The sequence below is a fragment of the Streptomyces sp. NPDC048659 genome (assembly GCF_040650575.1).
Lineage (GTDB): Bacteria > Actinomycetota > Actinomycetes > Streptomycetales > Streptomycetaceae > Streptomyces.
The window spans coordinates 106435-127308 of the sequence record NZ_JBEZHM010000001.1 but is presented as its reverse complement, the minus strand read 5'-3'; the positions used below and the strand labels follow the sequence as shown (position 1 = coordinate 127308).

Annotated in this window: 17 protein-coding genes, 4 tRNA genes and 1 other RNA gene; 11 read left to right on the top strand and 11 right to left on the bottom strand. The window is 73.3% G+C overall.

The window, feature by feature from the left end; translation table 11 throughout:
• Positions 1-5: 5 nt before the first annotated feature.
• From AB0C99_RS00600 to AB0C99_RS00580, 5 genes are all read right to left on the bottom strand, one after another.
• A complete protein-coding gene (locus tag AB0C99_RS00600; RefSeq protein WP_362467738.1) occupies positions 6-218 on the bottom strand; it encodes a DUF4287 domain-containing protein in 213 nt (70 codons plus the stop codon).
• 153 nt (positions 219-371) lie between these two features.
• Positions 372-2654: an FtsX-like permease family protein gene (locus AB0C99_RS00595; protein WP_362467736.1), complete on the bottom strand. Its 2283-nt coding sequence runs from the start codon at positions 2652-2654 to the stop codon at positions 372-374.
• Positions 2651-3310: an ABC transporter ATP-binding protein gene (locus AB0C99_RS00590; RefSeq protein ID WP_362467734.1), complete on the bottom strand. Its 660-nt coding sequence runs from the start codon at positions 3308-3310 to the stop codon at positions 2651-2653. Before AB0C99_RS00590 ends, AB0C99_RS00595 begins: the two co-directional genes overlap by 4 nt.
• The gene (locus tag AB0C99_RS00585) at positions 3307-3711 is read right to left on the bottom strand and encodes a hypothetical protein (protein WP_362467732.1); all 405 of its coding nucleotides are present in this window, start codon (positions 3709-3711) and stop codon (positions 3307-3309) included. Before AB0C99_RS00585 ends, AB0C99_RS00590 begins: the two co-directional genes overlap by 4 nt.
• Before the next feature lie 138 nt (positions 3712-3849).
• Positions 3850-4443, bottom strand: coding sequence for a dienelactone hydrolase family protein (locus AB0C99_RS00580; RefSeq protein WP_362467730.1), 594 nt, complete (start codon positions 4441-4443; stop codon positions 3850-3852).
• Positions 4444-4567: 124 nt separating this feature from the next.
• Between AB0C99_RS00580 and AB0C99_RS00575 the strand changes: the two genes are divergently transcribed.
• Together AB0C99_RS00575 and AB0C99_RS00570 are read left to right on the top strand one after the other, a co-directional pair.
• Entirely contained in the window at positions 4568-4885 is a 318-nt protein-coding gene (locus tag AB0C99_RS00575) for a hypothetical protein (RefSeq protein WP_362467728.1), read from the top strand.
• Between the two features lie 125 nt (positions 4886-5010).
• Positions 5011-6813 (top strand): hypothetical protein, encoded by a 1803-nt coding sequence (locus AB0C99_RS00570; protein ID WP_362467726.1) that lies wholly within the window; start codon positions 5011-5013, stop codon positions 6811-6813.
• Here the strand turns inward: AB0C99_RS00570 and AB0C99_RS00565 are convergent.
• Together AB0C99_RS00565 and AB0C99_RS00560 are read right to left on the bottom strand one after the other, a co-directional pair.
• Complete coding sequence (locus tag AB0C99_RS00565; RefSeq protein WP_362467724.1) at positions 6794-7279, bottom strand: hypothetical protein; 486 nt, start codon at positions 7277-7279, stop codon at positions 6794-6796. The genes AB0C99_RS00570 and AB0C99_RS00565 overlap by 20 nt on opposite strands.
• A 125-nt stretch (positions 7280-7404) precedes the next feature.
• A tRNA-Ser gene (locus tag AB0C99_RS00560) sits at positions 7405-7492 on the bottom strand.
• 140 nt (positions 7493-7632) lie between these two features.
• Between AB0C99_RS00560 and ffs the strand changes: the two genes are divergently transcribed.
• From ffs to AB0C99_RS00530, 6 genes are all read left to right on the top strand, one after another.
• Positions 7633-7731: signal recognition particle sRNA small type (gene ffs, locus AB0C99_RS00555), an RNA gene on the top strand.
• Between the two features lie 53 nt (positions 7732-7784).
• Positions 7785-9965, top strand: a complete 2181-nt coding sequence (locus AB0C99_RS00550) for a DNA polymerase III subunit gamma and tau (RefSeq protein ID WP_362467722.1) — start codon at positions 7785-7787, stop codon at positions 9963-9965.
• 61 nt (positions 9966-10026) lie between these two features.
• A complete protein-coding gene (purD, locus tag AB0C99_RS00545) occupies positions 10027-11277 on the top strand; it encodes a phosphoribosylamine--glycine ligase (protein ID WP_362467720.1) in 1251 nt (416 codons plus the stop codon).
• Between the two features lie 315 nt (positions 11278-11592).
• Positions 11593-13419: a hypothetical protein gene (locus tag AB0C99_RS00540; protein WP_362467718.1), complete on the top strand. Its 1827-nt coding sequence runs from the start codon at positions 11593-11595 to the stop codon at positions 13417-13419.
• A 361-nt stretch (positions 13420-13780) separates the two neighbouring features.
• Positions 13781-15241: a N,N-dimethylformamidase beta subunit family domain-containing protein gene (locus AB0C99_RS00535; RefSeq protein WP_362467716.1), complete on the top strand. Its 1461-nt coding sequence runs from the start codon at positions 13781-13783 to the stop codon at positions 15239-15241.
• A gap of 206 nt (positions 15242-15447) precedes the next feature.
• The gene (locus tag AB0C99_RS00530; RefSeq protein WP_362467714.1) at positions 15448-16344 is read left to right on the top strand and encodes a phosphoribosylaminoimidazolesuccinocarboxamide synthase; all 897 of its coding nucleotides are present in this window, start codon (positions 15448-15450) and stop codon (positions 16342-16344) included.
• A 61-nt stretch (positions 16345-16405) separates the two neighbouring features.
• Here AB0C99_RS00530 and AB0C99_RS00525 read toward each other — a convergent pair.
• The 4 genes from AB0C99_RS00525 to AB0C99_RS00510 all read right to left on the bottom strand — a co-directional run bounded on the left by AB0C99_RS00525 (position 16406) and on the right by AB0C99_RS00510 (position 17309).
• Positions 16406-16481, bottom strand: a tRNA-Gly gene (locus tag AB0C99_RS00525).
• A gap of 157 nt (positions 16482-16638) precedes the next feature.
• Positions 16639-16711 (bottom strand) — tRNA-Gly (locus AB0C99_RS00520).
• 80 nt (positions 16712-16791) lie between these two features.
• Positions 16792-16863 (bottom strand) — tRNA-Gly (locus AB0C99_RS00515).
• Positions 16864-16964: 101 nt separating this feature from the next.
• Positions 16965-17309: an Lsr2 family protein gene (locus AB0C99_RS00510; protein ID WP_362467712.1), complete on the bottom strand. Its 345-nt coding sequence runs from the start codon at positions 17307-17309 to the stop codon at positions 16965-16967.
• Positions 17310-17671: 362 nt separating this feature from the next.
• Here AB0C99_RS00510 and purS point away from each other — a divergent pair, with 362 nt between their 5' ends.
• Genes purS through purL form a run of 3 tightly spaced genes read left to right on the top strand, consistent with a single transcriptional unit; the run spans position 17672 to position 20843 of the window.
• Positions 17672-17917: a phosphoribosylformylglycinamidine synthase subunit PurS gene (gene purS, locus AB0C99_RS00505; protein ID WP_362467710.1), complete on the top strand. Its 246-nt coding sequence runs from the start codon at positions 17672-17674 to the stop codon at positions 17915-17917.
• A complete protein-coding gene (gene purQ / locus AB0C99_RS00500; protein WP_362467708.1) occupies positions 17914-18594 on the top strand; it encodes a phosphoribosylformylglycinamidine synthase subunit PurQ in 681 nt (226 codons plus the stop codon). The genes purS and purQ overlap by 4 nt, the downstream gene beginning before the upstream one ends.
• On the top strand, positions 18594-20843 hold the full coding sequence (gene purL / locus AB0C99_RS00495) for a phosphoribosylformylglycinamidine synthase subunit PurL (protein WP_362467706.1): 2250 nt from the start codon (positions 18594-18596) through the stop codon (positions 20841-20843). Before purQ ends, purL begins: the two co-directional genes overlap by 1 nt.
• Positions 20844-20874: the final 31 nt, after the last annotated feature.

The following is a 20874-nucleotide window of genomic DNA, read 5'->3' as shown; positions in this document are numbered from 1 at the left end:
CGGTCCTACTCGCCCCGGGCGAGGACGTACGCGACGAGGGCGTTGGCGTGCCCGTGCCCGAGCCCGTGCTCGTCCTTGAGCCAGCGTACGAGCTCCATGTGCTTGGCGAAGGGCGCCCCTTCGATGACGCCGAACCACTCGGAGACGGGACGCCCGTACTTCTTCTCGATGGTGGGGAAGTAGCTGGCGGGACCCTTGACGGCGGGGCTGGCGGACATGGGACGACCTCTTCTCTCCAGGGGGCGACCCGCCTGACGCGAACCGCTGTACGACGAGAAAGACCGGGGCGGACGGGAAAACTCATCGGCGGGACGGGACCGGATTTCCCACCGACTCTTTCCGGGAGCCCGGCCCCCGGAAAGAGTCGGCCGTCAGTCCCGCCGGATGTGCTCCGGATCGACGTGCCGCCGCACGACCGGCATCGAGGCGAGCCCGCCGACGACGAGCACCCCCAGCGCGGCGAGGACCAGCAACGGCAGCCCGGCCCAGTCCCAGTGCACGGCCCCGCCGCCGGTGATCAGATAGCTGGACTCGGCCAGCCACCCGGTCACGACGGCCGCCCCGAGCCCGACCCCGAGCGGCAGCACGACCTGCGCGCACTGCGCCAGCCGCAGCGTCCCGCCCCGCGCACCCAGCAGGGCGAGCGCGGCGACCTGCCCGCGGCGCTCCATCGCCCGGTCGGCGACCGACACGACGAACGCGGCGACCCCGACGACCAGCCCGAGCACCATGCCGGCGGCGAGGAGGCTGCGGATGACGGTCAGCTGGTGCAGCGAGCCGACGACGATCCCGACGGGCTCGACGGCGGCGGTCGGCGCGATGGCCCCGATGGCGTCGAGGGTGGCCCGGACGGTGGCGGGGTCGGAGGCGGTGACGAGGTAGAGCGAGGTGGTGTCGGAGGCCAGCTCTCGGGCCGGGAGCGCGGACGGCGGGATCAGGAGCGTTCCCGAGCTGATCACGGAGGGCTGGTACACGTCCACAGAGAACCGCTCCCGCGGCACGGTCAAGGTGACCCGTCGGCCGTCCTTCAGGTCGAACGGGGCCCGCAACCCGGCCGGGGCGTCGAAGTCCGCGGGCACGTCGGTCGGGTGGACGCGGAGCACCCTGCCGTCGACGCACCCCCCGGACCACTTGATGAACGCGGCGACCTGGGCGCAGGTCCCCACCACCGCCTCGACGGCGGGCGCGTACTCCCCCGTGTCCGGCGTCCACGAGCGGGACTCCACGACGCTCGCCCGCACGCCCTCCACCCTTACCAGCGCGTCGTGTTGGCGCGCGTCGAGCCCGTCGGTGTCGATCCGGTACTCCTGGACGGGTGCGGTACGGCGGCTCACCTGGTCCAGCTCGACGAGCACGCCCTGGGTCAGCGAGGTCGCGTACACGAGGAGGACGAGCCCGGTGACGACGCGGAGCGCGCTGCCCGGCTCGACCTCGGCCCTGCGCATCGCGAGGGTGAGCGGCAGCGACCGCACGCGTCCGGCCAGGCCGCGGGCCAGCCACGCGGTGACGGGCGCCAGCCCGAACACCAGCCCCGCGCCGGTGAGGAGCACGGCCCCTGGCACGAGCACGGCGCTGGCGCTGCCCCCGGACGGGTCCCGGCCGAGGACGCTGAGGACGCAGTAGCCCCCGATGACACCGAGCCCCGGCACCAGCAGCAGCGTCCCGTATTTCTTCGGCGGTTTCCGCTGCGCGGTCCTGCGGACGTTCAGCGGCGTCAGCGCCGCCTCCCGGGCGGAGCGTCTGCCGACGAACCAGGCGAGCGCCGGGCAAAGCACGAGGCAGACGGTGAGCGTTGTGGCGTCCGGGCGCCCGTCGGCCGGATACCAGTGCAGGCCGGGCAGGCCGATCCGCGCCATGACCTCGTTGAAGCCGAGATAGCCGACGACGCCGACGGCCGCTCCGAGGAACGCGGCGGCCACCGTCTCCCCCGCGTTGACCCGCAGGGTGCCCTTCACGCTCAGGCCGACCAGTCGCAGCGCGGCCAGCCTGCGGGCCCGCGACTCGGCGGAGAGCCGGGCGCAGACGGAGAGGAAGACGGCGAGGGGGAGCAGGACGATGCAGGCCAGGGTGAAGCGCAGGATGTCGAGCGTCGACTCGTCCACGACGGGGTGGGGGGAGAACGAGGAGCCGAAGGACGCGAGCCGGGAGGCGTCCGGCGGGAGCTGCTCCTTCGTGCGGCCGATGTACGCGTAGAGGTCGTCGGGTCCCGCCAGCCCGGCGGGTCCGATGACGCCGGCCACTCTGCCCGGGACCAGGCCGGAGACACCGGGGTGGCTGTCCAGGACCTCCCGGAGCCGGGGCGAGACGAACGCCTCGCCCGGCGCGGGGAGGCGGCTCAGGCCCGGTGGCAGCGGCGTCCGGCCGGGCCCGGTGCGGGCCACGAACATCCGGTACAGCGGCTCCGCCCCGTACGCGTCCTCCCGTTCCGCGTAGGAGACGTTGGAGGCGGGCTGCGGCCGCGCCTCGGGCACGACGTGCCGGGGGTTCCGGGCGCCGGAGCGGGCATCGTGCGCGCCGATGATCGCCGGAATGGTGAGAACGGCGGCCAGACAGGCCACCCCCAGCGCGCATCCGCCCGTCATCAGCAGGAAACGCGCCCGCCCCCGGCGCCCGCCGCGCCACAGCAGCCTCAGCCCGAACAGGAAGCCGTTCACTTCAGGACTCCGTCGGACATCGTGTACCGGACGTCGGCCTGAGCGGCCACGCTCTGGTCGTGCGTGACGATGACGACCGCCGTGTCCTGGCCACGGGCGAGCCGCAGGAACTCATCGAGTACGGCCGCGGCGTTGGCGCTGTCGAGCGCCCCGGTCGGCTCGTCGGCGAAGACCACGGCCGGCCGGTGCACCAGGGCCCGCGCGACGGCGACGCGCTGGCTCTGGCCGCCGGACAGCTGGGAGGTCCGGCGCTGGAGCAGCTCGGTCATGCCGAGCCGCCCCAGCACCTCGCCCGCCGCCGCGTGGGCGGGCGCCTTGCGCTGACCGGCGAGGCGCAGCGGGAGTGCCGCGTTCTCCTCGACGGTCAGCTCGGGCAGGAGCTCGCCGTACTGGAAGACGAACCCGAACCGTTCGCGGCGCAGGGTGCTCAGCTCGTCGTCGTCGAGGCCCGCGAGATCGACCCCGTCGAAGACGACCCGCCCACGGGCGGGGGCGAGCACACCGGCCAGGCAGTAGAGCAGCGAGGACTTGCCGGATCCGCTGCTGCCCATGACGGCGGCGACTTCTCCGCGCCGCAGCGTGAAGTCAGCGCTGCTGACGGCCTGGTGGGACCCGTAGAAGAGATCCACGCCCTCGGCGCGGAGAACGACGCTCATCGAATGAACGACCGCGTGGGAGAGCAGTTGTCGGGACGCAGGGAACCGCGGTCGCGGCAGACCCGGATCTCGGCATCGGTCGCGTACCGGGCCGCGCCGTCGAAGACCTGCTGGTCCACGTACACGTCCTTGCGCTGCACGCCGTTGAACCGGCTCCAGCCGTAGCCCTGCACCTTGGCCTGGATGTAGACGTTGTGGCCGTCACCGGCCTTGTCGTCGCGCAGCATCCCCCGGAAGCGGAACGCGCCGTGGTTCTTGTCCTTGGGTTCCCACCCGTACTGGCCGTCGAACTTCGCGCCCGTGGTCTCCAGGTTGAGGTCACGCCACGAGTCCGCCACCGCGGCCCCCATCCCGCCCACGAACAGCCCGGCGGCCACCGCCACCGACACCCACTTCCGCACAACGCCTCCACTCTGAACACCAAAGGAATCAGGTGTCTCTGAGTATTGAGTCTGTTGCTCACGGTAGTGAAATGGTGGATCGTTTCCTTCCTACTATCCGGTGAATCGACGCCGGACGGACCGTCAACAACCGCCCCCTCAGAGTCCGTTCAAAAAATCCCGCACCCGCCCCATCAGCAACCCCGCCGCCCCCTCGTCGTACCCCGCGAGCCCAGGATCCGCGAAGAGATGCCGGTCCCCGGGGTAGAGGAACAGCTCACCACCCCCACTCCCGCCCCAACCCCCAACCCCCGCCACCAACGCACGAGCCGCCTCCACGTCCCCCTCGCCCGCGAAGAACGGGTCGGCGTCCATCCCGTGCACCTGGACCGGCACCCCCGCAGGCCAGCCGTCGCCGAACTCCTCCACCGGCACGCACGCCTCGAACAGCAGGGCCCCCGCCGCCCCCGCGCGGGTCTGCGCCAGCTTCTGGGCCGGGAGGACACCGAGGGAGAAGCCGGCGTAGACGAGCCGCTCGGGCAGCGGGTCCGCCGCCCGGACGCCCCGCTCGACGATCGTCCCGAACCCGACCTCCTCCGCGTACCCGGCACCGGCCTCCAGGCTGTCGAACGTCCGCCCCTCGTAGAGGTCCGGCACGTGCACGACGTGCCCCGCGCGGCGCAGCTCCTCGGCGAAGCCGAGCACGCCGGGCGTGAGTCCCCGGGCGTGATGGAAGAGAAGTACCTCGGCCATGACGAGCGATCCCCCGTTTCCCGATGCCGACTGCCCTCTGCCCTCTGCCCTCTCATCATCCAGGGCACCACTGACAACCGTGTCGCGCCGTTTCGCCGCGCCCCACGGCTCCTAGGCTCGGCACGTGAGGGAGAACGAGATCAAACTCAAGGCCATCGGCGCCCTGACGGCGCTCCGCGGGGGAGTGGACGAGAGCCTGGTCTCGGACCTGCTCGGAGAGGTCATCCCCAGTGAGTTCTCCGTACCGGAGGGCGCGACCGCCGAGGAGGCGGGGCTCGCCGTCCTCAGCCAGCTCTCGGAACCGCTGAGCGCACTGGTGAACGGCTTCATCCTGGCCTTCGACGCCCTGGCCGACGCCCACGAGGCGGCGGACGTCGAGCCCGGCACGGAACAGATCCTCCAGGAACTGGCCCTGCTCCTCGCGGGCGACGACTTCGACTGAGCCGGGGCCGGCAGGCAGGGGGGACCGCTCTGATCGGGTGAAGGAGAAGTGTCGCTCCCGCACGGGCGCCCGGAAAGCGCCCCATGGTGAGGATGTCGCCAAGGCACCCCCTTAAAGGAGCGCGTATGCCCGCCGCCCCGCTCAGATCGGTGGCCAGGGCCCTGGCCTTGGCCACCGCCCTCCTCATCCCCACCCTGACCGCGCCCCTCGCCCAAGCCGACGGCGACACAAGCACCGGCACCGGCATCGGCACCGGCACAGGCACCGGCGACAACAGAGACATCCGCCCCGGCACCCCCGGCACCGTAGTCACCTGGGGCTCCAACGCCTCCGGCGAGCTGGGCGACGGCACGACGGTCGCGCAGAGCGCCGTGCCGGGGCGGGTGTGCGGCCCGGCTCCGTGCACCGCGCCGCTCGACACGGCGGTGAAGGTCGCGGCCGGTGACGGGCACAGCGTGGCGCTGCTGGCGGACGGCTCGGTCGTCGCGTGGGGGAAGAACGCCTCCGGGCAGCTCGGCGACGGCACGAGGACGGACCGGTCCGCGCCGGTCCGGGTCTGCGCGGTCGGTGCAGGCGGTGCAGGCGGTGCAGGCGGCGAGGGCGCGCCGTGCGGGGCGTATCTGACGGGCGCGGTGTCCGTCGCGGCGGGCGACCTGTTCAGCTCGGCGCTGCTCGCCGACGGGACGGTCGTGACGTGGGGGAGCAACGCGGGCGGCCGGCTGGGCGACGGTACGGACACGGACCGGACGACGCCGGTACGGGTCTGCGCCCTGTACACGACAAGCCCCTGCGCCTCCTTCCTCAGCAACGTCACGAGCCTCGCGCCCGGCCACCGGCACACGCTGGCGACGCGTTCGGACGGCACGCTGGCCGGCTGGGGTTCCAACGGCGGCGGGCAGCTCGGGGACGGCACCCGGACGACCCGGACGACGCCGGTGCAGGTGCTCGGCCTGTCGGACGTGGTGGGCGCGGCGGCGGGGGAGTCCTTCGGCTTGGCGGTGCACGGCGACGGCACCGTCCACAGCTGGGGATCGGGCGACGCGCTCGGCGACGGTACGGGGGTGCGGGCGACCAGCCCGGTCCAGGTGTGCGCGGTGGGGCAGACGGCGCCGTGCACGGCGTTCCTGACGGGGGTCGGGTCGGTGGCGGCGGGCGCCTTCCACGCCCTGGCGGCCCGTACGGACGGTTCGGCGGTGGCCTGGGGCGGCAACGGGGCGGGGCAGCTCGGCGACGGGACGACCACGTCGCGGAAGGTGCCGGTCCAGGTCTGCGGGCCGGGCGGCTGCGAGACGTACCTGAGCGGGGTGACGGCGGTCGCGGCGGGCGTCACCGGCCACCACAGCGTGGCGCTGCGCGCGGACGGCACGGTCCGGGCCTGGGGCTCGGGGGCGGCGGGGCAGCTCGGGGACGGTACGTCGGGCGGGGACGCGCTGACGCCGGTACGGGTGTGCGCGCCGGGCCAGAAGGCGCCGTGCGCGCGGCTGCTGGAGGGCGTGACGTCGATCGCGGCGGGCGCGGCGCACACGGTGGCGGTGCACCGGCCGAGCGCCGACCTGAGCGCGGCGCTGTCGGCGAGCCCGGAGCCGGTGGCGGACGGGGGGACCCTGACGTACACGGTCCGGGTGCACAACAACGGTCCGACGGCGGCGGCGGACGTGGTGCTGACGGACCGGCTGCCGGCGAGCGGCCGGTTCCTGAGCGCCACGCCGTCGGCGGGGGTCTGCGACGACCCGGCGCCGGGGACGACGGACACGGTGACGTGTTCCTTCGGGACGCTGCCCAGGGGCGGCGACGTGACGGTCGCGATCGCGGTGCGGGCGCTGCTGACCTACCCGGCGGAGATCAGGAACTCGGCGGAGGTCACGAGCACCACCCCGGACCCGCGCCCGGCGAACAACACGGTGACCATCAGTACGAGGGTGAGCTGACCGCCCGCGCGGGCGCGCGCTCGACGGCGTCGGGCAGCAGCCGCAGCTCCTGGACCTGGTAGCAGTCGGAGTAGCGGGTGGCGACGACCGCGCCGCAGCCGCACACCAGGTTGGGCCCCCACTCGCCGTCCATCCCGCAGCAGTAGCCGCGGCGCAGGGCGGGGTCGGGGTGCGGGTCCATGCCGAGCCCGTCGTCCGGGTGGAGCACGAGCGTGCCGCGCGGCCCGGACTCGACGAGGAGCCCGGACCCCTCGTCGAGGACGTACGGCGGCCCGGACGGCTCCGGATCGACGGCGAAGGTGCCCGGGGGCATCCGCACGACGGGCGCGTCCGTGTGCCCGTCGGCACCGGAGGGAGCGGCCTCGGGCCGATGCCACCCGTCATCGGAGTCGGCCTCGGGCAGCACCCGCTCGACGACCCCCGCACTGAGCACCCGCCGGCACACCCGGCACCGGAAGAACGTCATGCTGCACCTCGGAACGAAGACCCTGGCCCACTGCCCGGCGCCTGTGGCGCGGCGCGGCATGGCGCCACAACGACGAAGGTCCCGGCCGCTGAGCGGTCGGGACCTTCGGACACCCTGTCGGGTGCTGGCGGAGGATACGAGATTCGAACTCGTGAGGGGTTGCCCCCAACACGCTTTCCAAGCGTGCGCCCTAGGCCACTAGGCGAATCCTCCGGGAAGAACATTACATGACCGGAGGGGGTGCTCGTGCACACGATGCGAGGCGGGGGGTCGGCGAAGAGGGAGGGAAGAGGGCAGGTCGACGGGGTGGTGGGGGAGGGGTCGGGGGAGGGGCCCGGATCGGGTACTCTGGGCGGAGCCCCTCACGTGGCGCTATCTGACTGAACTCCCCCAGGGCCGGAAGGCAGCAAGGGTAGGTCGGCTCTGGCGGGTGCGTGGGGGGCGCTTGCGTTCCCAGGCCGTCGTCATGCCCGGGTTGTCGGTGGGCGCCTATAACCTCGTATACGTGTCGTCTCTCGCGCTGTACCGCCGCTACCGCCCCGAGTCCTTCGCCGAGGTCATCGGGCAGGAGCATGTCACCGACCCGCTGCAGCAGGCGCTGCGGAACAACCGGGTCAATCACGCGTACCTGTTCAGCGGCCCCCGCGGATGCGGCAAGACGACCAGCGCGCGGATCCTGGCCCGCTGTCTGAACTGCGAGCAGGGCCCCACCCCCACCCCGTGCGGGGAGTGCCAGTCCTGCCGCGACCTCGCGCGCAACGGGCCGGGCTCGATCGACGTCATCGAGATCGACGCGGCCTCCCACGGTGGCGTGGACGACGCCCGTGACCTGCGGGAGAAGGCGTTCTTCGGGCCCGCCTCCAGCCGGTACAAGATCTACATCATCGACGAGGCGCACATGGTCACCTCGGCGGGCTTCAACGCCCTGTTGAAGGTGGTCGAGGAGCCGCCGGAGCACCTCAAGTTCATCTTCGCGACCACCGAGCCCGAGAAGGTCATCGGCACCATCCGGTCGCGCACCCACCACTACCCCTTCCGGCTCGTGCCGCCCGGCACCCTGCGCGAGTACCTGGGCGACGTCTGCGGGCGCGAGGGCATCCCCGTCGAGGACGGCGTGCTGCCGCTGGTCGTGCGGGCCGGCGCCGGTTCGGTGCGTGACTCGATGTCGGTGATGGACCAGCTCCTCGCCGGCGCGACCGAGGCGGGTGTGACGTACGCGATGGCGACGTCCCTGCTCGGCTACACGGACGGCTCGCTGCTCGACTCCGTCGTGGAGGCGTTCGCGGCCGCCGACGGCGCCGCCGCCTTCGAGGTCGTCGACCGGGTCATCGAGGGCGGCAACGACCCGCGCCGCTTCGTCGCCGACCTCCTGGAGCGCCTGCGCGACCTGGTGATCCTCGCGGCCGTCCCGGACGCCGCGGAGAAGGGCCTCGTCGACGCCCCCGTCGACGTCATCGAGCGGATGCAGGCCCAGGCGTCCGTCTTCGGCTCCGCCGAGCTCAGCCGCGCCGCCGACCTGGTCAACGCTGGTCTCACCGAGATGCGCGGCGCCACCTCGCCCCGGCTCCAGCTGGAGCTCATCTGCGCGCGCGTGCTGCTGCCCGCCGCCTTCGACGACGAGCGCTCCCTGCAGGCCCGGCTCGACCGGCTGGAGCGCGGCGCCGCCGCCGCCGCGCCCGTCTTCACCACCAGCTCGCCCGCCCCGCAGATGGGGTACGCGCCGAAGGCCGAGGCGCACCTGCCGCCGGGCCCCGCCATGCCCGCCGCGCCCGCGCCCGTGCAGGCAGCCCCCGCCCCCGCGCCCGTGCAGGCCGCCCCCGCCCCCGCTCCCGTACAGGCCGCGCCGCCCGCCGCGCCGGTCCCGGCGGCCGAGCCCGCCCCGGCCGCTTTCCAGCAGCCGGCCGCCCCCGCCGCGCCCGCGCCGCAGCCCGGGGCCTGGCCCGGGGCCGCCAGGCCCGGCAGCGGCGCGCCCGGCGCCTGGCCCGGTGCCGCCGCGCCCGCGCAGGCCCCCGCCCCGCCGCAGGCCCAGCCCCCGGCGCAGACCCCGGCCCAGGCCCAGCCCGCCTCCGGCGGCGGCATGGCCGCGGGCGCGGGCCAGGTGCGGAACATGTGGCCGCAGATCCTGGAGGCGGTCAAGAACCGCCGCCGCTTCACCTGGATCCTGCTCTCGCAGAACGCCCAGGTCGCGGGCTTCGACGGCACCACCCTCCAGCTCGGCTTCCTCAACGCGGGCGCCCGCGACAACTTCGCGAGCAGCGGCAGCGAAGACGTCCTGAAGGCCGCCCTCGCCGAGCAGTTCAACGTGAACTGGCGCATCGAGGCGATCATCGACCCCTCCGGCGGCGGCGCCCAGCCGCCCACCGGCGGCGGCGGCTTCTCCGGCGGGGCACCGTCCGGCGGCTTCGGCGGCGCCCCCGCGGCGCCCGCGCCCGCTCCCGTCCAGGCCGCGCCGCCCGTCCAGTACTCCCCGGCCCCGGCCCCGGCTCCCGCCCCCGCGGCGGCTCCCGCCCCCGCCCAGGCCCCGCGGCAGCAGGCGCCCGCCCCGCAGGCCCCGCCGCCCGTCGCGCCCGAGGACGACGTGCCGGAGGAGGACGACCCGGACCTCGTCGACTCCGCGCTCTCCGGCCACGACCTGATCGTGCGCGAGCTCGGCGCCACCGTCCTGGAGGAATACACCAACGAGTAGCGGCGTCTCGCTCGGTGGCCCGCACAAAGGCCATCGCGCGCCGCGGGCTACCCTGGCAGGCGTGAAGGTCCTCGTCATCGGCGGCGGCGCCCGCGAACACGCCCTGTGCCGCTCCCTCTCCCTCGATCCCGACGTCACCGCTCTGCACTGCGCGCCCGGCAACGCCGGAATCGCCGAGGTCGCCGAGCTGCACGCCGTCGACCAGCTCGACGGCGACGCCGTCGCCCGCCTGGCCACCGAGCTCGGCGCCGAACTGGTCGTCGTCGGCCCGGAGGCCCCGCTCGTCGCGGGTGTCGCCGACGCCGTGCGCGCCGCCGGCATCCCCGCCTTCGGCCCGTCCCGGGAGGCCGCGGAGCTGGAGGGCTCCAAGGCGTTCGCCAAGGACGTCATGGCCGGCGCCGGCGTGCCGACCGCCCGCAGCTACGTGTGCACCACCCCCGAGGAGATCGACGAGGCGCTGGACGCCTTCGGCGCTCCGTACGTCGTCAAGGACGACGGCCTCGCCGCCGGCAAGGGCGTCGTGGTCACCGACGACCTGGCCACGGCCCGCGCGCACGCGCTGGCCTGCGACCGGGTCGTCATCGAGGAGTTCCTGGACGGCCCCGAGGTCTCCCTCTTCGCCATCACCGACGGCACCACCGTCCTCCCGCTCCAGCCCGCGCAGGACTTCAAGCGCGCGCTCGACGGCGACGAGGGCCCGAACACCGGCGGCATGGGCGCCTACTCGCCGCTGCCCTGGGCCGACCCGCAGCTGGTCGACGAGGTCCTGGCGACCGTCCTCCAGCCGACCGTCGACGAGCTGCGCCGCCGCGGCACCCCCTTCTCCGGGCTGCTGTACGCGGGCCTGGCGATCACCGGCCGCGGTGTGCGGGTGATCGAGTTCAACGCGCGCTTCGGCGACCCGGAGACGCAGGTCGTCCTGGCCCGCCTCCGCACCCCGCTCGCCGGTGTCCTGCTGAACGCCGCCAACGGCACCCTGGACGACCAGCCGCCGCTGACCTGGCGCGACGACGCCGCCGTGACCGTGGTCGTCGCCTCGCACAACTACCCCGACACTCCGCGCACCGGCGACCCGATCGAGGGCCTGGCCGAGGTCGCGGCGACGGACGCCCCCGAGGCGTACGTGCTGCACGCGGGCACCCGGCGGGACGGCGAGGCCGTCGTCAGCGCCGGCGGACGCGTCCTCTCGGTGACCGCCACCGGTACGGACCTGGCGCAGGCCCGCGAGCGGGCGTACGCGGCAGTCGGCCGCATCCGCCTTGACGGTTCCCAGCACCGTACGGACATCGCGCTCAAGGCCGCCGGCGCCTGAGCGGACCGGACCGGAACGCGGCCGAACCGGGCCGCACCGGAGGGAATCCGGCACGGCCGTGCCGTTCCCCGCGCGAAGACAGCGCGGAACAGCACGGCCGTACCGACGCCATCACCTTTAGCCAAAGCCATTCCATCGAGTGACGGTTCGCCCGTCTGGATGACGCCCGCCGACGCCCCAACTAGGGTGCGGCGAAGGCGTTCCGGCGGTGTTCCGGCACTTGGCCCACCGGCATTGCGATGTCAGTGACGGGTGCCACAGTGGGGGAGTGAGCAACACCGCCACGGGTAGTCCCGACGAGGGCAGGAGGGGGTGATGGACGGCGTGTCCGAATCCGGTTCGGAGCTGGGCGACGAGCTCGGCGCGCGCGCCGCGCGGGTCCGCGCCCTGGCCGTGCTCCGCGTCCGCGGCAGGGCACTGGGGGTCGCGGTCCTTCCCGCGGCCGTCGCCGTCGTCCTCCACGCGGGCGGCGCCACGGGCCACTTCACGGGCCCCGGCTGGGACACCGCCCGCTGGGTGGTCAGCGTCCTCGCCGTCGTCGTGCTCCTCGTCGCGGCGGCCGTCGCCCTCGTCGTCGCCCGGGCCCGCCCGGCCCTGACGCCGACGGTGGAGCTCGCCGAGACCTCCGCCCCCGACCTCTACCGGATGGTCCGCGAGCTCGCCGACCGCCTCGGGGTTCCCGCGCCCTCCGCGATAGCCCTGACCCCGGACTGCGACAGCTGGCTGGAGGACCGCTCCCACCGGGCGCACGGACGGCACCGCGCGGGCGAGTCGCCCGTCCTCGTCATCGGCTCGCCCTTCCTCTGGTGGATGCGCGTCGCCGAGCTCCGCGCGGTCCTCGCCCCCGTCGTCGCCGGTACGGGACCGGCCGCCCACCCCGACATAGCCGCCGCCCGCCGTTTCGTACGCGGGCTGGACGCGGCGGTCGCCGTGCCCCGGCGCCCCGGGCTCGACCCGGTCCGCCGGCTGGGCGCGCGCGGTGTCGGCCGGATCGCCAGGATCATGCTGATCGGCTGCCGCACCCACGCCGCCGAGATGGAGCGCGGGGTCGCCGCGGCCGGCTCGGAGCGCGCGCAGGCCGTGGACTACGGGGTACGGATCGTCGCCCAGGAGCAGGTCGGCCTGGCGTACGCGGGCTGGGACCGGCTGCTGACCCGCGTCGCGCTGCCCGCCTGGCGGATGGGCCGCTGGCCCGCGCGCCTGGACGCGGGTGTGGTCTCCGCCCTCACCGAGCTCTCCCGCCGCGACCGGCTGGCCGAGGGCTTCGCCTCCCGGCTCGGCGAGCGCCCCGCCTGCGACCTCCTGGACCAGCCGGGCACCGTGGACGCGGCCACCTCGCTGCTCGCCGCCCGCCTCTTCCACGGCGGCCCGGCCGAGCCCGGCCCGGACTGGGCACCGGTGGAGTGGAGCGAGTATCCGGAGGAGGTCGTCGACCGCAAGTGGCGCGCCGACGCGGCCCGCCTCCACCAGGTCCTCGACCGCCTCGGCGACGGCGCCGCGCCGCACCGCCCCGCGCCCGCCGACCCCGAGGCGGCCGACGCCCCGGACGGCCCGACCCTGTCCCGCGTGATGGCCCACCTCACGACCCCGTCCCGCCCCCGCCCGGCCCCGGCCCCGTACGAGGAGCTTCCGGACGCCGACACGGAGGACGCCGACACGGCGGGCGCCGAACTCCCGGACGCCGAGGCCCTCCCGACCGTGGAGCTCCCGGACGCCGAGGTCCCGACCGTCGACGCCCCGGACGCCGACGTCCCGGACACGGTCGCGAATCCCGCCGCCGACGTGCTCGCCGCCGCGCTCACCGCCCAGGCGGCGCGGGAGGAGGGGCTGCGGCCCGTCGTGCCCGAGACCGAGGGGCCCGACGGCGCGCTGCCGCTGTTCCCGCTCCAGCCGCCCCGCACCGGGCGGGACCTGCTCGCCGACCACGTGGCGGCCATGGTCTGCTGCGCGGCGGTGGACACGACGGAGGCGGCCCCCGGGCTCGACTGGCTCGACGGGCCCGCGCTGCTGGTGGCCGGGAAGCGCAGCACGGATCTCAACGGCGCGGTCCTCGCCCTCGTCGAGGACGGCGACCCGGAGCCGCTCCGCGCGTGGCTCGCCAGGACCGGCGTACGCCCGGAGAAGCCCGTCCGGCTCCTCTGACACGGGCCCCCACGACCGCCTCACACACCCCTGCCCGCGGCGGCTCACGCACCCCTGCCCACCCCCGCTCACCACCCCCACCCGCGGCGGCTCACCCACCCCTGCCCAGCGCCGCTCCCCACCCCTGCCAAGCGGCGCTCCCCACCCCCTCCCAGCGCCCCTCGCCCCTGCCCGCTCACCCGCCCCCACCGGCCCCTTTGCCCGTGGAACCACACCGGAGTCCCGGCTTCCACTCTCGTCAATTCACGACGAACGGTGACGGAGTGCGTGCGTTATGTGATGTGCTGGAGACCGGCACTGACAGAGGCAGAATCCAGCGGCACTGACCAGCCGGCCGGGGGAGTCGAGGGAGGGGCGCAGCATGGGGGCGGAGCAGATCAGGCGGTGGGAATCGGGCGCGCTCGCCCATGCCGTCTCGGATCCTTTCGGCCAGGGCCCGCTGCCCTGGCTGCGCGGTTCCGACAACTATTTCGACGACACCGGTCACATCGTGCCCTGGTACGCCGACGAGACCCTGGCCCGGGGCGGGCTCGGCGGGCCCCGGACCGCGGACGACGTGCACGGGCAGATCAAGGGCTTCGTCTCCAGCGGCGCGGTCGCGCCCGGCGAGGCGATCGATTTCCACATCACCGTGGACCCGCCGCAGCAGTTCTCGGTCGACATCTACCGGATCGGTCACTACGGCGGTGACGGCGCCGCCAAGATCAAGACGAGCCCCCGGGTGTCCGGGATCGTCCAGCCCGCCCCGCTGACGGCGGACCGGACGGTCTCCTGCCACCACTGGTGGCAGTCCTGGCGGCTCCAGGTCCCCACGTACTGGTCGATCGGCGCCTACGTGGCCGTGCTGACGACGGTCGGCGGCTACCGCTCGCACATCCCGTTCACGATCAGGGACAGCCACCCGGCGGACCTGCTGCTCGTGCTGCCGGACGTGACCTGGCAGGCGTACAACCTCTATCCGGAGGACGGCCGGACGGGCGCCAGCCTCTACCACGCCTGGGACGAGGAGGGCCGGCTGCTCGGCGAGGAGGAGGCGGCGGTGACCGTCTCCTTCGACCGCCCGTACGCGGGCGCGGGCCTGCCGCTGCACGTGGGCCACGCCTACGACTTCATCCGCTGGGCCGAGCGCTACGGCTACGACCTGGCGTACGCGGAGACCCGCGACCTGCACGCGGGCCGGGTGGACCCGAGCCGCTACCGGGGCCTGGTCTTCCCGGGCCACGACGAGTACTGGTCGGTGCCCATGCGGCGGACCGCCGAGCTCGCCCGCGACCAGGGCACCTCGCTCGTCTTCCTCTCCGCCAACACCATGTACTGGCAGGTGGAGTTGGGCCCCTCGCCGTCCGGCGCCCCGGACCGGCTGCTCACCTGCCGCAAGCGGCGCGGGCCCGGCCGCCCGGCGCTGTGGCGCGAGGTGGACCGGCCGGAGCAGCAGCTCCTCGGCATCCAGTACGCGGGCCGGGTCCCCGAACCGCACCCGCTCGTGGTGCGGAACGCGGACCACTGGCTGTGGGAGGCCACCGGCGCGGGCGAGGGCGACGAGATCCCGGGCCTGGTCGCGGGCGAGGCGGACCGCTACTTCCCGCGCACCCCGCTGCCCGAGCACCAGGGCCGCATCTTGCTGGCCCACTCGCCGTACCGGGACAGCGAGGGGGCGCTGCGGCACCAGGAGACGAGCCTGTACCGGGCCCCGTCGGGCGCCTGGGTGTTCGCCGCCGGCACCTTCGCCTGGTCCCCGGCGCTGGACCGGCCGGGCCATGTGGACGCCCGTGTCCAGCGCGCCACGGCGAATCTCCTCGACCGCATCTGCAAGCGCGACTGACGGCGCCCAAGCCCCTGACGGCGCCCAAGCCCCGGCCGCAGCCCTGCCCCAAGCCCCGGCCGGCGGCCCGCCCGCAGCCCCGTCCGGAGCCCGCCCGGCACCCGCCCCGGGCCCCGGAGGGCCACGTCACAGGGCCCGGCGCCCGGCTCCGGCCGGAGGTGCGAGAGAATCGGACACGCTCCTGGATCAACCTACGCGGAGGAACCGTGTCCGGATTCGTAGAAAAGCCCGAGCCCGTACAGGTCCCGGGCCTCACCCATCTCCACACGGGCAAGGTCCGCGACCTGTACCGCGACGAGGCGGGCCGGCTCGTGATGGTGGCGAGCGACCGCATGTCCGCGTACGACTGGGTGCTGCCCACCGAGATCCCCGACAAGGGCCGGGTCCTCACCAAGCTCTCCCTGTGGTGGTTCGACCTGCTCGCCGACCTGGTCCCGAACCACGTCCTCTCCACCGAGCTCCCGGCCGGCGCCCCCGCCGACTGGGAGGGCCGCACGCTGATCTGCACGTCGCTGGAGATGGTCCCGGTCGAGTGCGTCGCCCGCGGCTACCTGACCGGTTCCGGCCTCGTCGAGTACGAGCAGTCCCGCACGGTCTGCGGTCTGGCGCTGCCCGAGGGCCTGTCGGACGGCTCCGAGCTGCCCGCCCCGATCTTCACCCCGGCGACCAAGGCGGCGGTCGGCGACCACGACGAGAACGTCTCGTACGAGGAGGTCGCCCGCCAGGTCGGCGCCGAGAAGGCGGCGCTGCTGCGCCGGACGACGCTCGACGTGTACGGCCGGGCCCGTGACATCGCGCGGGAGCGGGGCGTCATCCTGGCGGACACCAAGTTCGAGTTCGGCTTCGCGGGGGAGACGCTGGTCCTCGCGGACGAGGTCCTCACCCCGGACTCGTCCCGCTTCTGGCCGGCCGACGAGTGGCAGCCGGGCCGCGCCCAGCCCTCGTACGACAAGCAGTTCGTGCGGGACTGGCTGACCTCGCCGGCCTCCGGCTGGGACCGCAAGAGCGAGCAGCCGCCGCCGGCGCTGCCGCAGGAGATCGTGGACGCGACCCGCGCCAAGTACATCGAGGCGTACGAGCGCCTGACCGGGACGGCCTGGTAGGGGACGAGGGGTACGCGGGGCACGAGAAAGCCCCCGGTCGATTCGACCGGGGGCTTCTTCATGGAGCGGACGACGAGATTCGAACTCGCGACCCTCACCTTGGCAAGGTGATGCTCTACCAACTGAGCCACGTCCGCATGCGCCGTAGCGCGCTGCTAACTATACCCAACGTTCCGGGTGCCGATGACACGGTTTCCGGGGGCCCGCGCTGTGGTGGTGGCCACAGCGTCGCGGCTGAGGAGAGGGGTGCACGACGAAGGCCCCGGTTCGATGAACCGGGGCCTTCGCTCCCTGAGCGGACGACGAGATTCGAACTCGCGACCCTCACCTTGGCAAGGTGATGCTCTACCAACTGAGCCACGTCCGCATTGCCTCCGCTCGGCTTTCACCGGGCGGCGCGAGCACCACTCTACCTGATGCACCGGAGTGCTCGGTAATGCGATGCAGAGCGGGTGACAGGGATTGCACACTGCGCCTTCCCCCTGGAAGGGGGCTGTTCTGCTACTGAACTACACCCGCACGCTGCGTGAGGTCCGGGGCCTTTCGGCCTCGCCCCTCGGCGTGCTCCAGACTCTAGCGGATCATGGGGGGTGGGATGCAAATCGAGGTCCGACGCCGCGTCAGCCCGCCGCGCGGAACGCCTCGTAGACCCGCTTCGGGATGCGGCCCCGGGCGGGCACCTCCATCTTGTTGGACTGCGCCCAGGCGCGGACGGCGGCCGGGGCGGGAGCGAGCGCGGTGTGCGTGAAGCCGCCCTCCGGCAGCGGGCGCGCGGCGCCGCCGGTCCGTCCGGTCAGCTTCCGGCCGGCGGCCAGGTAGGGCGCGAGCGCCTTGCGCAGTTTCTTTGCATTGGCGGGATTCAGGTCGATCTCGTACATCTTCCCGTCCAGGCCGAACGCGACCGTTTCTGCCGCTTCTCCGCCGTCGATGTCGTCGGAGAGGGTGACCACCACACGCTGAGCCACGGATATCGGTCCTTTCCTGTGGAGCGCCGCGCCGTCCCGTCCGGTGCCACCGCATTGACGTGCGGTGATGCCGAGGTGGCGGGGCTCCTAGGGGCAATACTGCGCTGGTCTGGTGCTCGTCCGCGCCCGACTGCGCACGTCGGGTTTTTTCTCTGCATTCCCTTTGTACAGCGACGGGTGGCGCATTGTGAAGCCCACTCAATTGTTTCCGCGTGTCCCGGTCGGCGGGTGATATTCCACTTGAATTCATCGGGGTGGTGCCGGAGGGCTCTTTGTAGGATCCTTCAGACTTCTACCCGCGTAGAATTTGGAGGCAGGTACGCTGAGGGAACCGCCCACGCAACACACCACCGGGAGTGCCAGTGGCACGCGTCGTAGTCGACGTCATGCTCAAGCCGGAGATCCTCGACCCCCAGGGACAGGCGGTGCAGCGTGCACTGCCCCGCCTTGGATTCGAGGGCATCGCCGACGTCCGCCAGGGAAAGCGCTTCGAGCTGGAGGTGGAGGGACCGGTCGACGAGGCCGCCCTCGCCCGCATCCATGAGATGGCCGAAACCTTCCTTGCCAACACCGTGATCGAAGACTTCATCGTGAAGGTGGAGTCGTGACCGCACGCATCGGCGTCGTCACGTTCCCCGGAACGCTCGACGACCAGGACGCGCTGCGTGCCGCCCGCCTCGCGGGCGCCGAGCCCGTGTCGCTCTGGCACCGCGACAAGGACCTCAAGCAGGTCGACGCCGTGGTCCTGGCCGGCGGCTTCTCCTACGGCGACTACCTGCGGGCCGGCGCCATCTCGCGCTTCTCGCCGGTGATGGAGTCGGTCATCGAGCAGGCGAAGGCGGGCATGCCCGTCCTCGGCATCTGCAACGGCTTCCAGATCCTCACCGAGGCCCACCTGCTGCCGGGCGCCATGCTGCGCAACAACCACCTCCACTTCATCTGCCGCGACCAGAAGCTGCGGGTGGAGAACGCGGAGACCGCCTGGACCTCGGACTACGTCCAGGGCCAGGAGATCGAGGTCCCGCTCAAGAACATGGACGGCCGGTACGTCGCCGACGAGCGGGTGCTCGACGAGCTGGAGGGCGAGGGGCGGGTGGCCTTCCGCTACCTGGACGTGAACCCCAACGGCTCGCTCCGCGACATCGCCGGCATCACCAACGCCGCGGGCAACGTGGTCGGCCTCATGCCGCACCCGGAGCACGCCGTCGAGCCGCTGATCGGCACCGGCAAGACGGACGGCCTCGGGTTCTTCACCTCGATCCTCAAGAAGCTGGTCAACGCCTGATGACTCTGGACACGGTCAAGCACGCGACCGAGACGCCCGACGTCGAGCAGCCCTGGAAGGAACTCGGCCTCAAGGAGGACGAGTACGAGCGTATCCGCGAGATCCTCGGCCGCCGTCCCACCGGCGCCGAGCTCGCCATGTACTCCGTCATGTGGTCCGAGCACTGCTCGTACAAGAGCAGCAAGGTCCACCTGAAGCAGTTCGGCGAGAAGGTCCCCGAGAACGACGCCATGCTCGTCGGCATCGGCGAGAACGCGGGTGTCGTCGACGTCGGCCAGGGCTACGCGGTCACCTTCAAGGTCGAGTCGCACAACCACCCCAGCTACATCGAGCCCTACCAGGGCGCGGCCACCGGCGTCGGCGGCATCGTCCGCGACATCCTCGCCATGGGCGCCCGCCCGGTCGCCGTCGTCGACCCGCTGCGCTTCGGCGCCGCGGACCACCCCGACACCCGGCGCGTGCTGCCCGGCGTGGTCGCGGGCATCGGCGGCTACGGCAACTGCCTGGGCCTGCCGAACATCGGCGGCGAGGTCGTCTTCGACTCCTGCTACCAGGGCAACCCCCTGGTCAACGCCGGCTGCATCGGGGTCATGAAGCACGAGGACATCCACCTGGCCAAGGCGTCCGGCCCCGGCAACAAGGTGATCCTCTACGGCGCCCGCACCGGCGGCGACGGCATCGGCGGCGTCTCCGTGCTGGCCTCGGAGACCTTCGACGACACGAAGCCGACGAAGCGCCCCGCCGTCCAGGTCGGCGACCCCTTCCAGGAGAAGCTCCTCATCGAGTGCACCCTGGAGATCTTCCAGGAGAAGCTGGTCGCCGGCATCCAGGACCTCGGCGGCGCCGGGCTCTCCTGCGCCACCTCCGAGCTGGCCTCGGCCGGCTCCGGCGGCATGCGCGTGGACCTCGACCTGGTCCACCTGCGCGACGCGACGCTCTCGCCCGAGGAGATCCTCATGAGCGAGTCGCAGGAGCGCATGTGCGCGATCGTCGAGCCCGAGCACGTCGACCGCTTCCTGGAGATCTGCGAGAAGTGGGACGTCATCGCGGTCGTCATCGGTGAGGTCACCGAGGGCGAGCGGCTGGAGATCTTCTGGCACGGCGAGCAGATCGTCGACGTCCCGCCGCGCACCGTCGCGCACGAGGGCCCGGTCTACCACCGCCCGTTCGCGCGCCCGGAGTGGCAGGACGCGCTCCAGGCGGACGACGCCGGCAAGCTGCCCCGGCCGCAGGACGGCGCCGAGCTGAAGGACCAGGTCCTGAAGCTGGTCTCGTCGCCGAACCAGGCGTCGAAGTCCTGGATCACCGACCAGTACGACCGTTTCGTGCAGGGCAACACGGTGCTCGCGCAGCCCGAGGACGCCGGCATGGTCCGTATCGACGAGGAGACCAACCTCGGCGTGGCCATGGCGACCGACGGCAACGGCCGGTACGCCAAGCTCGACCCGTACACGGGCGCGCAGCTCGCGCTGGCGGAGGCGTACCGCAACGTCGCCGCCTCCGGCGCCAAGCCGCTCGCGATCTCGGACTGCCTGAACTTCGGCTCGCCCGAGGACCCGGCCGTGATGTGGCAGTTCGCCGAGGCCACCCGCGGTCTCGCGGACGGCTGCCTGAAGCTGGGCACCCCGGTCACCGGCGGCAACGTGTCGCTGTACAACCAGACCGGCGACGTGGCCATCCACCCGACGCCCGTCGTGGCCGTCCTCGGTGTGATCGACGACGTCAACCGCCGCACCCCGATCGCCTTCGCGGAAGAGGGCCAGCTCCTCTACGTGCTGGGCGACACCAAGGAGGAGTTCGGCGGCTCGGCCTGGTCCGAGGTGATCCACCAGCACCTCGGCGGTCTGCCCCCGGCCGTGGACCTGGACCGGGAGAAGCTGCTCGGCGAGATCCTGATCTCGGCGTCCCGCGACGGCATGGTCGACGCGGCCCACGACCTGTCCGACGGCGGTCTGGTCCAGGCGGTCGTCGAGTCCTGCCTGCGCGGCGGCAACGGCGCGCGCCTGGTCGTGCCCGAGGGCCTGGACGCGTTCACGTTCCTCTTCAGCGAGTCGGCCGGCCGCGCGGTCGTGTCCGTCCCGCGCAGCGAGGAGCTCCGCTTCACCGACATGTGCGGCGCGCGGGGCCTGCCGGCCACCCGGATCGGCGTGGTCGACGGCGACGCGGTCGAGGTCCAGGGCGAGTTCACGCTCTCCCTGGAGGAGCTGCGGACGGCGCACGAGGCGACGATCCCGGGCCTGCTGGCCTGATCGACCGTACGACGGAGCCCCCGTCCGGACC

Coding starts and splice junctions, on each gene's coding strand:
- AB0C99_RS00600 (WP_362467738.1), bottom strand. CDS start 218: ATGTCCGCCAGCCCCGCCGTCAAGGGTCCCGCCAGCTACTTCCCCACC.
- AB0C99_RS00535 (WP_362467716.1), top strand. CDS start 13,781: ATGGGGGCGGAGCAGATCAGGCGGTGGGAATCGGGCGCGCTCGCCCAT.
- AB0C99_RS00590 (WP_362467734.1), bottom strand. CDS start 3,310: ATGAGCGTCGTTCTCCGCGCCGAGGGCGTGGATCTCTTCTACGGGTCC.
- AB0C99_RS00565 (WP_362467724.1), bottom strand. CDS start 7,279: ATGACGTTCTTCCGGTGCCGGGTGTGCCGGCGGGTGCTCAGTGCGGGG.
- AB0C99_RS00570 (WP_362467726.1), top strand. CDS start 5,011: ATGCCCGCCGCCCCGCTCAGATCGGTGGCCAGGGCCCTGGCCTTGGCC.
- purL (WP_362467706.1), top strand. CDS start 18,594: ATGACTCTGGACACGGTCAAGCACGCGACCGAGACGCCCGACGTCGAG.
- AB0C99_RS00540 (WP_362467718.1), top strand. CDS start 11,593: ATGGACGGCGTGTCCGAATCCGGTTCGGAGCTGGGCGACGAGCTCGGC.
- AB0C99_RS00580 (WP_362467730.1), bottom strand. CDS start 4,443: ATGGCCGAGGTACTTCTCTTCCATCACGCCCGGGGACTCACGCCCGGC.